At 65.6% G+C, this 14,983-nt stretch carries 11 protein-coding genes; 10 read left to right on the top strand and 1 reads right to left on the bottom strand.

What is annotated here, in order from left to right; translation table 11 throughout:
- Positions 1 to 13 precede the first annotated feature (13 nt).
- From infB to pnp, 5 genes are all read left to right on the top strand, one after another.
- Positions 14 to 2,932, top strand: a complete 2,919-nt coding sequence (gene infB, locus ACNKW1_RS01700; protein WP_418362865.1) for a translation initiation factor IF-2 — start codon at positions 14 to 16, stop codon at positions 2,930 to 2,932.
- A gap of 3 nt (positions 2,933 to 2,935) precedes the next feature.
- A complete protein-coding gene (gene rbfA / locus ACNKW1_RS01695; protein ID WP_418362864.1) occupies positions 2,936 to 3,340 on the top strand; it encodes a 30S ribosome-binding factor RbfA in 405 nt (134 codons plus the stop codon).
- Entirely contained in the window at positions 3,330 to 4,310 is a 981-nt protein-coding gene (truB, locus tag ACNKW1_RS01690; protein WP_418362863.1) for a tRNA pseudouridine(55) synthase TruB, read from the top strand. The genes rbfA and truB overlap by 11 nt, the downstream gene beginning before the upstream one ends.
- Before the next feature lie 78 nt (positions 4,311 to 4,388).
- Positions 4,389 to 4,658, top strand: a complete 270-nt coding sequence (rpsO, locus tag ACNKW1_RS01685) for a 30S ribosomal protein S15 (protein WP_002926549.1) — start codon at positions 4,389 to 4,391, stop codon at positions 4,656 to 4,658.
- A 230-nt stretch (positions 4,659 to 4,888) separates the two neighbouring features.
- The gene (pnp, locus tag ACNKW1_RS01680) at positions 4,889 to 6,988 is read left to right on the top strand and encodes a polyribonucleotide nucleotidyltransferase (RefSeq protein WP_418362862.1); all 2,100 of its coding nucleotides are present in this window, start codon (positions 4,889 to 4,891) and stop codon (positions 6,986 to 6,988) included.
- A gap of 162 nt (positions 6,989 to 7,150) precedes the next feature.
- Here the strand turns inward: pnp and dksA are convergent, their stop codons facing one another.
- On the bottom strand, positions 7,151 to 7,576 hold the full coding sequence (gene dksA / locus ACNKW1_RS01675; RefSeq protein WP_418362861.1) for an RNA polymerase-binding protein DksA: 426 nt from the start codon (positions 7,574 to 7,576) through the stop codon (positions 7,151 to 7,153).
- A 213-nt stretch (positions 7,577 to 7,789) separates the two neighbouring features.
- On the opposite strand from dksA, the gene ACNKW1_RS01670 reads away from it, so the two are divergent.
- The 5 genes from ACNKW1_RS01670 to ACNKW1_RS01650 all read left to right on the top strand — a co-directional run bounded on the left by ACNKW1_RS01670 (position 7,790) and on the right by ACNKW1_RS01650 (position 14,969).
- Positions 7,790 to 9,391, top strand: a complete 1,602-nt coding sequence (locus tag ACNKW1_RS01670) for an NYN domain-containing protein (protein WP_418362860.1) — start codon at positions 7,790 to 7,792, stop codon at positions 9,389 to 9,391.
- Positions 9,388 to 10,173: a glycerophosphodiester phosphodiesterase gene (gene ugpQ, locus ACNKW1_RS01665; RefSeq protein WP_418362859.1), complete on the top strand. Its 786-nt coding sequence runs from the start codon at positions 9,388 to 9,390 to the stop codon at positions 10,171 to 10,173. The genes ACNKW1_RS01670 and ugpQ overlap by 4 nt, the downstream gene beginning before the upstream one ends.
- A gap of 90 nt (positions 10,174 to 10,263) precedes the next feature.
- A complete protein-coding gene (locus ACNKW1_RS01660) occupies positions 10,264 to 11,472 on the top strand; it encodes a ChaN family lipoprotein (RefSeq protein WP_418362858.1) in 1,209 nt (402 codons plus the stop codon).
- 77 nt (positions 11,473 to 11,549) lie between these two features.
- The gene (locus tag ACNKW1_RS01655; protein ID WP_418362857.1) at positions 11,550 to 13,667 is read left to right on the top strand and encodes a M1 family metallopeptidase; all 2,118 of its coding nucleotides are present in this window, start codon (positions 11,550 to 11,552) and stop codon (positions 13,665 to 13,667) included.
- 90 nt (positions 13,668 to 13,757) lie between these two features.
- Entirely contained in the window at positions 13,758 to 14,969 is a 1,212-nt protein-coding gene (locus ACNKW1_RS01650) for a lytic murein transglycosylase (RefSeq protein WP_418362856.1), read from the top strand.
- Positions 14,970 to 14,983: the final 14 nt, after the last annotated feature.

Here is a 14,983-nt window from a genome sequence, read left to right as displayed (position 1 = left end):
TGGGAGGGCTGTAATGGAACAGATGAGCGTGACCCAGTTTGCCGGCGAACTGAAGATGCCGGCCGTGGCGCTGCTCGAGCAGTTGAAGCGCGCGGGTGTCGAGAAGACCGGTGCGGCGGATCTGCTGACCGAACAGGACAAGGCGAAGCTGCTGGAATTTCTCCGGCGTTCGCACGGCGACACCCAACCGAAGGGCAAGATCACCCTTACCCGGAAGGAAACGACCGAGATTCGTGCCACCGACTCCACCGGTCGTGCGCGCACGGTGCAAGTGGAGGTGCGCAAGAAACGCACTTTCGTGAAACGAGATGAACTGGCCGAACAGGCTGCAGCGGTCGCCGCAGAGACGGAAGACGCCGTTGCCGCAAGCGTCGCTGGTGAGGTCTCCGCGCCGGTCGAGCTGGCGCCCGTCGCTGCTGTCGAGCAGGCTCCGGCTCCGCAAGCGCCTGAGGAGGCGGTTGCCGAGGTTGCACCGTCTGAGCCCGCGAACGTGGCTGAGGTTGTCGCACCGGAGGTCCCAGTGCAGTCGCCCGTCGAGGCAGAGTCCAGGGTCGATGCGCCTCAGGAGGTGCCTGCAGCGGTCGAGAGCGCCGAAGCTGCCGAGCCGGTCGTTGCTCCGGCTACGGCTGCAGGAAACGATCGCAAGCGTGGCAAGCCGCGCAGCGAGGCGCCGGTCGAAGCGCCTGCCGTCACGACCGTGCTGAGCAAGCCCTTGCCGCTGTCGGAGATCCTCAGCGAGGAAGAGATCGCGGCGCGCAAGCGCGACGAGGAGCGTCAGCGCGCGCTGAAGGAGCGCCAGGCAGCCGACCTGCGCGCCCGACAGGAGCGGGAAGCCGCGGCGCGTGCAGCATCCGAGGCGCGCAAGGCCGAGGAGGAAGCCCGCCTGCGTGCGGAACAGCAGAAGAAGGACGAGCCCGCCAAGGCGGCCAAGCCGACCACCGGGACCCTGCATCGTCCGGCCAAGGCTGAGGACAAGACGCCCGCGACGCGCGACGGCAAGCGCAGCCCGGCGGCGCCTGCCCGCGAAGCAGACGCGGCGAGCAAGCGCCGTGGCGGCATGAAGACGCGCGGTGAAGTCGGAGCAGGCAGCGGTTGGCGCGGTGCGGGCAAGGGCGGTGGACGAAATGCCCGTCGGCAGGACGATCGCACCAACTTCCAGGCGCCTACCGAGCCGATCGTGCGCGAAGTGCACGTACCTGAAACCATCACCGTGGCCGATCTGGCACACAAGATGGCGGTCAAGGCGACCGAAGTGATCAAGGCCCTGATGAAGATGGGCTCGATGGTCACGATCAACCAGGTGCTGGACCAGGAAACCGCGATGATCATCGTCGAGGAAATGGGGCACGTTGCCGTCGCCGCCAAACTCGACGACCCGGATGCCTTCCTGGAGGAGCATGAAGCACACAAGGACGCAGAAGTTCTGCCGCGCGCACCGGTCGTCACCGTCATGGGTCACGTCGACCACGGCAAGACCTCGCTGCTGGACTACATCCGTACCGCGAAGGTGGCGGCGGGTGAATTCGGCGGCATCACGCAGCATATCGGTGCCTACCACGTCGAGACTGCGCGTGGCATGGTCACCTTCCTCGATACCCCGGGTCACGAGGCGTTCACGGCCATGCGTGCCCGCGGTGCGAAAGCGACCGACATCGTCATCCTGGTGGTTGCCGCCGACGACGGCGTGATGCCGCAGACGCGCGAAGCCATCCACCATGCGAAGGCGGCCGGTGTGCCGCTGGTCGTTGCGATCAACAAGATCGACAAGCCCGAGGCCAACCCGGATCGGGTGACGCAGGAACTGATCGCGGAAGAGGTCATCCCCGAGGCCTACGGCGGCGAGACCATGTTCGTGCCGGTTTCGGCCAAGAAGGGTATCGGCATCGACGAGCTGCTCGAAGCGGTGCTGCTGCAGGCCGAGGTGCTGGAGTTGACTGCGCCGAAGGATACCCCTGCCAAGGGCCTGATCATCGAGGCACGCCTGGACAAGGGTCGTGGCCCGGTCGCTTCCCTGCTGGTGCAGTCCGGCACGCTGCGCAAAGGCGACGTGCTGCTGGCCGGCGCTACCTTCGGCCGCATCCGCGCGATGCTGGACGAGAATGGCAAGCAGATCGAGGAAGCCGGCCCCTCCATTCCGGTCGAGATCCTCGGTCTGTCGGATGTGCCTTCCGCAGGAGACGAGGCGATTGCGCTCACCGACGAGAAGAAGGCGCGCGAGATCGCCCTCTTCCGCCAGGGCAAGTATCGCGACGTGAAGCTCGCGAAGCAGCAGGCGGCGAAGCTCGAGACGCTGATGGACCAGATGACGGAGGGAGAGGTCAAGACCCTGCCGCTGATCATCAAGGCCGACGTGCAGGGTTCGCAGGAAGCGCTGGTGCAATCGCTGCAGAAGCTCTCCACCGACGAGGTCCGCGTCAATGTCATCCACGGCGCGGTGGGCGCGATCAGCGAATCCGACGTCAACCTGGCGCAGGCCTCGGGTGCAGTCATCATCGGCTTCAATACCCGCGCCGATGCAGGTGCGCGCAAGCTGGCAGAGACGTTCGACGTCGATATCCGTTACTACAACATCATCTATGACGCAGTGGATGAAGTAAGAGCGGCGCTGTCCGGCATGCTCGCACCGGAGAAACGCGAGGAAGTGATTGGCCTGGTCGAGATCCGCCAGGTGTTCACGATCTCCAAGGTCGGCTCGATCGCGGGCTGCTACGTGCTCGAAGGCGTGGTGCGGCGCGGTTCGCATGTCCGTCTGCTGCGTAACCACACCGTCGTGTGGACCGGTGAGCTCGAATCGCTCAAGCGCTTCAAGGACGATGTCAAGGAAGTCAAGTTCGGTTACGAGTGCGGTCTGCAGCTCCGGAACTACAATGACATCCATGAAGGCGACCAGCTTGAGGTGTTCGAGATCAAGGAAGTCGCGAGGACCCTGTAAGCGATGCCCAAGGAGTATTCCCGCAGCCAGCGCGTGGTGGAGCAGATCCGCCGCGAGCTGGCGGAGCTGATCCGGCTCGAAGTCAAGGATCCACGTGTCGGCTTCATTACCCTGACCGACGTCGAGATCACGCCCGACTACGCCCATGCCAAGGTGTATTTCACCAACATGACCGGCGAGGACGACGTGCCCGAGATTCTGCAGGGTCTGCGCCGCGCCAGTGGCTTCCTGCGCCGCGAACTCGGCCGTCGCATCCGCATCCACACCATCCCGGAACTGCATTTTCACTACGACCGCTCGGTGGAAGAGGGCTCGCGTCTCTCCCAGCTGATCGATGCGGTGGTCAAGGACGACGAAGCGCGGCACGAGGGTGAAGGCGATGGCGCCGACGACAGGGATGGGCGCTGATTCCGTGGTGGAGGCAGCCACGCCGGCGAGACGTCCGCGTCAGATACAGCGCAAGATCCCCCGTCGCCAGGTCGACGGTGTGCTTCTGCTCGACAAGCCGCAGGGCGTGAGCTCGAACGGTGCCTTGCAGACGGCGCGTCGCTTGCTCAATGCCGCCAAGGCTGGCCACACCGGCACCTTGGACCCGATGGCGAGCGGCCTGCTGCCGCTCACCTTCGGTGAGGCCACCAAGTTCTCGCAGATGCTGCTGGATGCCGACAAGACCTACGAGGCCGACGTGTTGCTCGGGGTGGAAACGGACAGCGGCGATGCCGAGGGCAGGGTGCTTGCGACGCACCCGGTCGCTGTAGATCGGGCCCGGCTCGAGCGTGTGCTGGAGCGCTTTCGCGGTCCGATCGAGCAGGTGCCGCCGATGTTTTCGGCGCTCAAGCGCGACGGCAAGGCGCTGTACGAATACGCACGCGAGGGCATCGAGCTCGAGCGCGAAGCGCGCCAGGTCACGATCCACGCGCTCGATCTGCTCGACTTCGAGGGCGACCGCTTCCGCCTTCGCGTTCATTGCAGCAAGGGCACCTACATCCGCAGCCTCGCCATGGACATTGGCGCTGCGCTGGGCTGCGGTGCGCATCTGACCGCGCTGCGGCGTACCGGAATCGGCCGCTTCACGCTGCAGGGGGCGGTCTCGCTCGCGGCGCTCGAGGCGACAGCGGAAGCCGTCCGCGAGGCCTTGTTGGCACCGGTGGACGCCCTGGTTGCCGAGTTCCCGCGACTCGATCTCGACCAGGCTGGCGCAATTGCGCTGCTGCAGGGCAGGGTGCTCGATCTCAGCCTTGAAGGGGTGGAGGGCGTGCTGCTGCGGGTATTCGGACCCCAGGGTTTCCTCGGCCTGGCCGCGCGGCAGCACGACGGACGGCTTGCCGCGAAGCGGCTGATCGCGACCTGCGGCGACAAGCTCGCCGCAAATGCGTGATTTCGATTGAATTCGTCGAACGCTTTTGGGTATAATCCGGCGCTTCTGATTGGCAGAAAAACACGAGTAAAGACACACATGGCTCTTGATACCGCATCCAAGTCGCAGATCGTCTCCGACTTCCAGCGCGCCCAGGGCGACACCGGCTCGCCGGAAGTCCAGGTTGCACTCCTGACCGCCCGCATCAACGGGCTTGCCCCCCACTTCAAGGCTCACGGCAAGGATCATCACTCCCGCCGCGGCCTGCTGAAGATGGTTAGCCAGCGCCGCAAGCTGCTGGACTACCTGAAAGGCCGCAACGCTGACAGCTACCGCAATCTGATCGAGCGTCTGGGCCTGCGCAAGTAATTGCCGTCCATGACGAGCCAGACAGCGCCGATCAGGGCGAAGTAAGCCAGCAAAGCCGGTGTGTGCCCCTGCGGCCTCACCGGCTTTTTGCCATACAGGCTTCCCGCACGCAGATCCTGCATCGACCGACCTGTCCGGGCCCGTCTTTTCTCGGTGCTCTGGCCTCCATCTTGGAAAGCCCGCCGCAAGCAGTTGTAGTTCGCTGCATCCATCGAATAAGGAAAAGAACCTTGCCTACCGCAATCAAGAAAACCTTCGCCTACGGCGCCCACACCGTCACCCTGGAAACCGGCGAGGTCGCCCGCCAGGCCGGCGGCGCCGTCATCGTGAACATGGACGAGACCGTGGTGCTGGCCACCGTGGTCGGCGCCAAGGAAGCCCGCCCGGGCCAGGACTTCTTCCCGCTCACCGTCGACTACGTCGAGAAGTTCTACGCTGCGGGTCGTATCCCCGGCGGCTTCTTCAAGCGCGAAGGTCGTCCGAGCGAGAAGGAAATCCTCACCTCGCGCCTGATCGACCGTCCGATCCGCCCGCTTTTCCCTGAAGGCTTCATGAACGAAGTCCAGGTCATTGTCACCGTGCTGTCGCTAAACCCCGAGATCGATTCCGACATCCCGGCGATGATCGGTGCCTCGGCCGCGCTGGCGATCTCCGGTTTGCCCTTCAACGGCCCGGTCGGGGCCGCGCGCGTCGGTTACCTGGATGGCAAGTACGTCCTCAATCCGACTGCCACTGAACTGCAGTCCAGCCAGATGAACCTGGTTGTGGCAGGCACCCAGACCGCAGTGCTGATGGTCGAGTCGGAAGCCCAGGAACTGGCGGAAGACGTGATGCTCGGCGCCGTGGTGTTCGGCCATGAGCAGATGCAGACCGCGATCCAGGCCATCAACGAGCTGGTCGAAGTCGCCGGCAAGCCCGAGTGGGACTGGCAGGCGCCGCCCGCCAACGAGGCGCTGATCGCCAAGGTCACCGAGCTCGCCAAGGGCGAGATGGAAGAGGCCTTCCGCATCACCAGCAAGCAGGAGCGCTCGGGCCGTCTGTCCGAGATCCGCAAGCGCGTGATCGGCCAGCTCACCGAAGGCGTGGAGAACGCACCCTCGGTCAACGAGATCAAGGACATCTTCTTCAACCTCGAGTCGGGCATCGTCCGCAGCCGCATCCTCAATGGCGAGCCGCGCATCGACGGGCGCAATACCCGCACGGTGCGTCCGATCGAGATCCGCACCGGCGTGCTGCCGCGTACCCACGGCTCGGCGCTGTTTACCCGTGGTGAAACCCAGGCGCTGGTCGTGGCCACGCTGGGCACGGGCCGCGACGAGCAGATCATCGACGCCATCGCTGGTGAGTACAAGGAGCGCTTCCTGCTCCACTACAACTTCCCGCCGTTCTGCACCGGCGAAACCGGCCGCTTCGGCATCACCAAGCGTCGTGAAGTGGGCCATGGCCGCCTGGCCAAGCGCTCGCTCGTCGCCATGCTGCCGAAGGCGGAAGAGTTTTCCTACACCGTGCGTGTGGTTTCCGAGATCACGGAATCCAACGGTTCCTCGTCGATGGCCTCGGTGTGCGGCGGCTCTCTCGCCATGATGGACGCCGGCGTACCGCTGAAGAACCACGTCGCCGGCATTGCCATGGGCCTGATCAAGGACGGTAACCGCTTCGCGGTGCTGACCGACATCCTGGGCGACGAGGACCACCTTGGCGACATGGACTTCAAGGTCGCCGGTACCGAGAACGGCATCACCGGCCTGCAGATGGACATCAAGATCCAGGGCATCACCAAGGAGATCATGCACGCCGCGCTGGAGCAGGCCAAGGAAGGCCGCCTGCACATCCTCGGTCTGATGCAGCAGGCCCTGAGCAGCAGCCGTGGCGAGGTGTCCGAGTACGCTCCGCGCATGATCAACATGAAGATCAACCCCGAGAAGATCCGCGACGTGATCGGCAAGGGCGGTGCGGTGATTCGCGCGATGCAGGAAGAGACGGGTACGGTGATCGAGATCGAGGATGACGGTTCGATCAAGATCTCGTCGGTCAGCGCCGAGGGTGCCCAGGCCGCGAAGGCGAAGATCGAGGCGATCACTGCCGAAGTCGAGGTGGGCAAGGTCTACGAAGGTCCTGTGGTGCGCCTGCTTGATTTTGGCGCGATCGTGAACATCATGCCGGGCCGCGACGGCTTGCTGCACGTTTCGCAGATCGCCAACGAGCGCGTGAACAACGTGTCGGACTACGTCAAGGAAGGCCAGGTCGTGCGCGTCAAGGTGCTCGAGACCGATGAGCGCGGCAAGATCCGTCTCAGCATGAAGGCCCTGCTGAACGACAGCGCAGCGTGATGAGGTGGCAGCGGGTCATCCGCTGCACGCTGTAGAAACGAAGAAGGACGCCTAGGCGTCCTTCTTCGTTTTGAATCCCAGCTAGCTTCGGTCGGCGTGGTCTGACGACCTGAAAAAAGGGGCGCCTCGGCGCCCCTTGTCGATGGTGAAGCCAGTCGTGCCTTATTTGGCGACCTGGCGTTCGCGCATTTCCTCGAGCGTCTTGCAATCGATACACATTGTTGCGGTCGGTCGCGCCTCCAGGCGCTTGAGACCAATCTCGACGCCACAGCTGTCGCAATAGCCGTATTCGCCCTCGTCGATGCGGCCAATCGCCTCGTCGATCTTCTTGATGAGCTTGCGTTCGCGGTCGCGGTTGCGCAGCTCGAGAGCGATGTCGGACTCCTGGCTCGCGCGATCGTTGGGGTCGGCAAAGACAGTGGCTTCGTCCTGCATGGTATGGACCGTACGCTCGATGTCATCCACGAGCTCGGCCTTGAGCGAATTCAGGATTTCGCGGAAGTGGGCCAGCTGCTTCTCGCTCATGTACTCCTCGCCGGCGGCTGGGACGTAGGGCGGGAATTGCTTGTGCAGGGTATCGTCGGCCATGGATCAGCTTCCGTAGATGGTCAATGAAGGGAGCGGACTTAATAGCAGAATCGGCTTGAGGCAGCAAGCCGAAGATCCGCCGACGATCTGCAGCAGGCCAGCCGTGGGAGCGTGATTTTGGGGGCGACCCGTGCGGGCCCGACTGTGCGGGCCCGACTGGTGTGGCGGGGAGGCAGGGCTTAACATCACGGCTGACTTGAACCGGAGATTCTCATGGCCTCTTCCTCGGACAGCGTGAGCATGGCGCTATTCTGCGACTTCGAGAACGTCGCGCTCGGTGTGCGCGATGCGAAGTACGAGAAGTTCGACATCAAGCGCGTGCTCGAACGCTTGCTGCTGAAGGGCAGCATCGTGGTCAAGAAGGCGTATTGCGACTGGGATCGCTACAAGAGTTTCAAGGCCGCCATGCATGAGGCGAACTTCGAACTCATCGAGATTCCCCACGTGCGGCAGTCTGGGAAGAATTCCGCGGACATCCGGCTCGTGGTCGATGCTCTGGACCTCTGCTATACCAAGTCGCACGTAGATACCTTCGTGATCATCAGTGGCGATTCCGATTTTTCCCCGCTGGTCTCCAAGCTGCGGGAGAACGCGAAGCAGGTCATTGGCGTAGGGGTCAAGCAGTCGACCTCGGACCTGCTGATCGCCAACTGTGACGAGTTCATTTTCTACGATGACCTCGTGCGTGACAGCCAGCGCAATGCCGCGAAGCGCGAGGCGCGGGATGCAGTGTCGGGGAGTCGGCGCTCGGCGGAGGAAGAGAAGCTTGGGCGCGAGGAGCTCGAGGCGCGCCGGGCCAAGGCGATCGATATTGCGGTCGAAACCTTCGACGCGTTGCTGGCCGAGCGCGGCGAAAGCGGCAAGATCTGGGCGTCGATGCTCAAGGAGGCAATCAAGCGCCGCAAGCCCGATTTCAACGAGAGCTACTTTGGCTTTCGTGCCTTCGGCAACCTGCTCGAAGAAGCGCAGACGCGCCGTTTGCTCGAGCTTGGCCGTGACGAGAAGTCGGGTACGTATGTGAGTCGTGCTTCCAGCACTGGAGGTGCTGTTTCCGATTCAACATACGCTACATCGGAACGCCAGTCGCCGGCGGCCGCGCAGGCGGGGTCCGTACCCGCGGAGGCGCAGGCTGCGAGCGATAACGGCGAGGCGACAGAGGGAGCGGGCAGGGCGCGTCGTGGTCGTTCGCGTAGCCGCGGGGCTGCAGCCAGGCCCGAAACGCCTACCGAGGTTTTGGCGGAAGTTGCCCTTGTCGAGGATTCAGCGGCAGCGGAGGTGCCAACCGGCCTGCGCGTCGAAGAGGCTGCTGCCTCCTCGACGGAAGCCAGTGCAGCCGTTCCGGCGGATGGGGAGGGGCAGGAGCCTGCTCGCACGATGCCGCCTGCCCCGTCGAGCGCCCGTTCTTCCCGCGGGCGGCGCGCCCGTGCCACCGTGGCTGAAACCGATGTGCCCCTCGTGGCACCGGCCAAGGCGGACAACCCTCCGGCGGCCGACAGTTCGCCTGCAGGCGCAGCCGCTGTGAAGGGTGAGAAGGGTGAGAAGGGATCAAGGGCGCAAAAGGGGACGAGAGGGACAAAGAAGGAGACCGGGCGGGCGCAGAAGGCCAAGGCCTCTGGCCCTGCTGATCAGCCGGCGGAGTCGGCGTCCTCGCCCGCGGCGGTGAAGCATGGGAGCGGGGCCGAGGTGGAGGCGCACGCCTCGTCTCAGTTGGCGGTCGTTGCGACCAAGGCGGACAGCGATGAAACAGGTGGTGGTGGCGGGCGCAAGGGGGCGTCGAAGCCCCGGCGCAAGCCCAAGCCCGAGTCGGCGGAGTGACCCCCGGCGATCGCAGTCCGAGCGGCGAGGCCCGCCCCGGCGTGCTCGAAACGCGGGGCGGATGGCCCTATCCGCGCTGGATCGCGCATCGAGGTGCAGGGTTGCTGGCGCCTGAGAACACCATTGCTGCGTTCCGCGCGGGTGCGGCGAATGGTTTCCGCATGTTCGAGTGTGATGCCCGCCTGAGCGCTGACGGCGAAGTGTTCCTGCTTCATGATGATCTGCTGGAACGCACGACCGATGGCCATGGTGCTGCGGTCGAGTTCGATTGGGCGGCCCTGTCCAGGCTCGATGCGGGAAGCTGGCACGGGCCGGGTTACGCGGGCGAGAGGCTCCCGACGCTCGCCGGGGTCATTCAGGAGTGCGAGGCGCATGGCTGGATGCTGAATGTCGAGATCAAGCCTGCGCCCGGTGACGAAGAGCGCACAGGCCGGCGTGTCGGTGAGGTGCTTCGTGCGCAGTGGCGATCGGCACCGCCCCCCTTGCTTAGCTCCTTTTCGCTGCCCGCGCTCGCGGCGGCGGCGAGCGCTGCGCCCGGGGTGCCGAGGGCCTTGCTCTGCGAACGACTGGTGCCGGGTTGGCGCAGTTGTGCTGCACGCCTGGGCTGCGTCGCGATCGTCGCCGCGCAGGCGGCGTGGAACGAGGAGACTGCGAAGGTGGTCGCTGAGGCCGGGTTCCGCCGGCTGGCCTATACCGTCAACACGGATGCCGAGGCGGCCCGCCTGGCGGCACTCGGCCTCGAAGGCCTGATCACCGACAGGGTCGATCACTTCCCGGGTTGAGCCTGTTGCCGGGCATGGCATCCGGGTAGTGCGGAACTCGCGGGGATCCGGCTCGCTCTACCGGTGGTTACCGTCTCCCGGATACTCATCATGCGTGCTCGTTCAAGCCTGGGGGCAGTCGTGCTCTCGGCGGCCCTTTTGATCTCCCTGTCTGCGCAGGCTGCGGTAGCGTCCGAGCAAACCGACTGTCTGGCGCCCGGCAACTGGGCACGTGTCGACGGCGCGACACCACAGCTGGTGGCACCGACCGGTCTGCTGATTGCCATGGGGCAGCGCGACGTCGTTCTCCTTGGCGAGCAGCACGACGACATGGATCACCATCGCTGGCAGTTGCATACCCTTGCAGCCTTGCACGCCCAGCGTCCGCACATGGTCATCGGCTTCGAGATGTTTCCTCGCCGGGCGCAGGCGGTGCTGGATCGCTGGGTGGCTGGAGAACTCGGCGAGGCTGAGTTCCTTTCCCTGAGTGAGTGGGACGAAGTGTGGAGCATGCCGGCAGAACTGTATCTGCCGCTTTTCCACTTCGCCCGCCTGCACCGCATCCCGATGCTGGCCCTCAACGTGGATGCATCGGTAACGCGCGGGATCGCGGAACGTGGTCGGGCGGCGATGGACGCGTCCGAACTGGAGGGGGTGGGGCGCCCGGCCGAGCCGGCGCCGGACTACATGGCCTTCCTGCGTGAAGTGCACGGCCACCACGCGGCGGCGCGCGACGAAGACAAGTTGGAGGCGGAGAGTGAGCGTGCCTTCCGCAACTTCGTGGACTCCCAGTTGAACTGGGACCGTGCAATGGCCGAGGCGCTGCTGGATGGGCGCCGTCGCCATGCCGCGCCCGATGGCAGCCTGCCGCTTGCCGTCGGCATCCTCGGTAGCGGACACGTCCGTTTTGGGTATGGCGTGGCGCATCAGCTGCGCGACCTGGGGGAGTACAGCATCGGGCAACTCCTGCCGGTACCTGCAGGCGTTCCGTGTGCCAGCCTTCCATCCGGCCTGGCGGACGCCGTTTTTGCCGTGGATAGTGAACGCACTGCACCTCCACCGCCACCCCGTCTGGGCGTGTGGCTGGAGGAGGTGGAGGGCGGGGTGCGTTTGCGTGAGGTCAGATCGGGGAGTCTTGCGGAGCGCAGTGGGCTGAAGGCGGCTGATGTCGTCCTGGAAGTCGCGGGGCGGCCCGCACGCACCTCCCGGCAACTCGTTACGGCTGTGCGCGAGCAGCCTTCCGGCACCTGGTTGCCGCTGGTCGTGCAACGCGACGGTAGGCGTATCGACGTGGTGATCCGCTTCCCGCCCGAGGGTTGAGCGCGGAGTTTGTGTCGGCCGTGCCGGAAGTGTCGGATGTGTGATTCGTGCGGGGGGGCAGTGATCGGGGGAGAACGATGAATCGCTGTGTCGTGAGCGGCCTGTGGCGCAGGTTTGCCTTGCTCGCCACGGCTTTGCTTTGCCTGCCCATTCCTGCGTCCGGTATGGCGGGGCCGATTGCCGCCGGTCAGTTGGTGCTGGACGTGGAACTGGACCCGGCCACACGGCAGATCGCCGTGCAGGCTGAGTGGCTTGCAGAGGATGCGCACTTTCGCTTCGTCCTGCATGAGTCACTGCGCCCGGTGTCGGCGCAGGCGGGGGCACGAGCGCTGCAGGTCCGTCCGCTTGGGGCGCGCGGGGCGCTGCGTGCCTGGGCGCTGGACAACCCCGCGGGCGAGGCGCTGGTGTTGCGCTATGCGGGTACGCTGCCCGCGCTCGAGCAGGCGCGCGATCATCGCGGCGTACTGCAATCGATGCCGCCGATGGCCTCACCACAGGGGAGTTACCTCTCGGCGGGGAGCGCGTGGTATCCCCGTCCGGCGGATCTGTTCTCGTACGCGGTGAACCTCCGTGTGCGTGGCGCGCAGCGAGCGCTGGTGCCGGGGCGCCTGGTGGAGGAAAGCTTGCCGGCCCCCGCCGATGGCGTCTATCGTGCCCACTTTGTCTTTGAGCACCCGACGGACGGGATCGACCTGATGGCCGGCCCCTGGACGGTACGTGAGCGAACCGTCGCACAGGACGACGGGCGCCCCTTGCGACTGCGCACCTACTTCCCGCCTGCGCTGGACGGCGAGCCCGGGCTCGCCGATGGCTATCTTGCGGACAGCCAGCGCTACATCGAGCGCTATTCGGGCCTCATCGGGGCCTATCCCTTCACCGAGTTCTCCGTGGTCGCGAGCCCGCTTCCCACCGGATTCGGCATGCCGACGCTGACCTACATCGGGGAACAGGTGTTGCGGCTGCCTTTTATCCGTGCCACCTCTCTTGGTCATGAGGTGCTGCACAACTGGTGGGGTAACGGGGTCATGGTGGATTACGCACGTGGAAACTGGTCCGAGGGCCTGACCACCTTCATGGCCGACTACGCGTACCGGGTAGACGACTCTGCGGCCCAGGCGAGGGAGATGCGCCTAGGGTGGATACGAGATTTTGCTGCGCTACCGGCAGACGCGCACGCGCCGCTTGCGGCGTTTCGGTCGCGCACCCATGGGGCTGCCGCTGCGATTGGCTATGGCAAGGCCGCGATGCTGTTCGTGATGCTGGAGGACGAGATCGGTGCGGAGGCGTTTTCACATGCGATTCGTAGTTTCTGGACGCAGCACCGCTTCCGCACTGCAGGCTGGGAGGATCTGCGCGCTGCGTTCGAGCGGGCCGCGGGACGTTCTCTCGAGGGATTCTTCAGCCAGTGGCTGGAGCGCCGAGGGGGGGCTGCACCCGGCATCGAGCGCGCGTGGCTGGAACGGGCTGCTGAGGCCGGGCGCGATGCCCGCATCCGCCTCGTGCTTACGCAACCTGCGCCGGCGTACGCGCTGCGCCTGGAGGTTCGTGCAAGTGCCAGTGATCTCTCCAGCACACGTTCGGTGGGCTTCTCGGAGACCCGCGCCGAGGCCGTCATCGATCTGCCCTTCGTGCCTGAAACACTCAGCCTTGATCCCGATCTGCGACTCTGGCGCGTGCCCGAACCCGAGCAGCTGCCGCCCATCCTGCGGCAATGGATCGTCGCCCCCCAGCCCCGTCTCGTGCTTGCCGATGCACTTGCCTTACCGGGGGGCCTTGGGGCGAGCGCAGCGGTGCGCCTCCCGGAGGCTGCGATCTCCGCTGCAGCGCGTACGCTGGCGCAGCGCTTGTTCGAGCGGGAGGCCGTGATCGCGGGCTTCGAGGCCCTGCATGTCGACGGCGGGCCGGTGCTGCTGATCGGCACTATGCCTGCAGTGGAGCGCGCGTTGGCGCAGGCGGGGCTCGCGACACAGGTCGAGGGCATGCCTGCTGGAGGAAGCGCACGCGTGTGGACCGTCCGGCGCACGGAAGGGCCGCCCTTGGCGGTGGTGGCCGGGCAGGACGCGGCGGCGCTGGAGGCGCTCGTGCGCCCGTTGCCCCACTACGGTGGCCAGAGCTGGCTGGTGTTCGACGGTGCGAAGCTTCTCGAGCGTGGCGTGTGGGTGGCGCCTGGGCGGATGGTCAAGGTGGAGCGTTGAGTTGCGCGGCCGGCAGATACGCACGCCGGATCCCGGTGGTGCGCGATGGTAGACTGCTCGCCCGGATAGTCGTCTTTCGCTGACAGAACCATGCGCTCCCGTTCGCTCCTGCTTGTCGCAGCCTTCTCGACCCTCTCCGTCTCTGCACCCGCCGCTGCAGATGAGGCGGCGTTTACGTCCTGTGTCGCGGATCTGCGCGGCGAGGCGATCCGCCAAGGGGTGCGCGAAGAAGTGTTCGATGCACAGATCGCCGATCTGGCGCCCGATATGGCCGTGCTTGGCTTTCTGGACGCCCAGCCGGAATTTGTCACGCCGATCTGGGATTACCTCGCCGCGCTGGTGGACGAAGAGCGTGTCACCGACGGCACCGCGATGCTCTCCGAGTGGAAGACCGTGCTGGAGCGGGTCGAGGCCGAGTATGGCATCGACCGCGCCACCGTGGTTGCCGTGTGGGGGGTGGAAAGCAACTACGGGCGCAACTTCGGCAGCCGGCCGCTGTTGAGCTCCCTGTCCACACTGTCCTGCTTCGGGCGGCGGCAAGCCTTCTTCCGTGGCGAGTTCATCACCACGCTCAAGATCGTCCAGGAAGGCCATGTTGCGCCTGAGCGTCTGACCGGCTCCTGGGCGGGTGCATTCGGGCATACGCAGTTCATGCCCTCGACGTTCATGCGCCTGGCGGTCGACTTCGATGGCGACGGGCGCCGCGACCTGGTCGACAGCGTACCGGATGCGCTGGCGTCGACCGCGAACTTCCTCAAGCGAGCGGGCTGGCGCAGCGATCTGCCGTGGGGATTCGAGGTTGGCTTGCCGGCCGGGATGAAGGTGTCCGACGCCGGGCGCAAGAACAAGCGTGCGGTTTCGGAATGGGTTGCGCGCGGAGTGAAGCGCCTGGATGGTCGCCCCATGCCGGCTGCTGGAACGCAAGCGGCTTTGCTCCTGCCGGCCGGCGAGGCAGGGCCGGCCTTCCTCATAACGCGCAATTTCGATGCGCTGTATTCCTACAACGCTGCCGAAAGCTACGGTCTTGCGATTGCGCATCTCTCCGACCGCCTGCGCGGCGGCCGGCCTTTCGTGACGCCCTGGCCCACCGAGGACCCCGGGCTTTCGCGCGCCGAGCGGCGCGAACTGCAGTCCTTGCTGATCTCACGGGGCCATGACATTGGCGAAGTGGACGGGATGATCGGCGCGCGCACGCGCGATGCGCTCAAGCTCGAGCAGACGCGGCTGGGACTGGAGCTTTCAGGGCGTGCCGGCCAACGCGCACTGCAGGCGTTGCGGGTGCGCTCCGAGGGCGTGCGCTAAGCCCGGCGGCTTGA

The organism is Thauera sp. WH-2, assembly GCF_048321015.1.
GTDB lineage: Bacteria > Pseudomonadota > Gammaproteobacteria > Burkholderiales > Rhodocyclaceae > Thauera.
This window is presented reverse-complemented; position numbering and strand designations above follow the sequence as displayed.

Coding starts and splice junctions, on each gene's coding strand:
- infB (WP_418362865.1), top strand. CDS start 14: ATGGAACAGATGAGCGTGACCCAGTTTGCCGGCGAACTGAAGATGCCG.
- truB (WP_418362863.1), top strand. CDS start 3,330: ATGGGCGCTGATTCCGTGGTGGAGGCAGCCACGCCGGCGAGACGTCCG.
- ACNKW1_RS01670 (WP_418362860.1), top strand. CDS start 7,790: ATGGCCTCTTCCTCGGACAGCGTGAGCATGGCGCTATTCTGCGACTTC.
- ACNKW1_RS01650 (WP_418362856.1), top strand. CDS start 13,758: ATGCGCTCCCGTTCGCTCCTGCTTGTCGCAGCCTTCTCGACCCTCTCC.
- dksA (WP_418362861.1), bottom strand. CDS start 7,576: ATGGCCGACGATACCCTGCACAAGCAATTCCCGCCCTACGTCCCAGCC.
- rpsO (WP_002926549.1), top strand. CDS start 4,389: ATGGCTCTTGATACCGCATCCAAGTCGCAGATCGTCTCCGACTTCCAG.
- rbfA (WP_418362864.1), top strand. CDS start 2,936: ATGCCCAAGGAGTATTCCCGCAGCCAGCGCGTGGTGGAGCAGATCCGC.
- ACNKW1_RS01655 (WP_418362857.1), top strand. CDS start 11,550: ATGAATCGCTGTGTCGTGAGCGGCCTGTGGCGCAGGTTTGCCTTGCTC.
- ACNKW1_RS01660 (WP_418362858.1), top strand. CDS start 10,264: ATGCGTGCTCGTTCAAGCCTGGGGGCAGTCGTGCTCTCGGCGGCCCTT.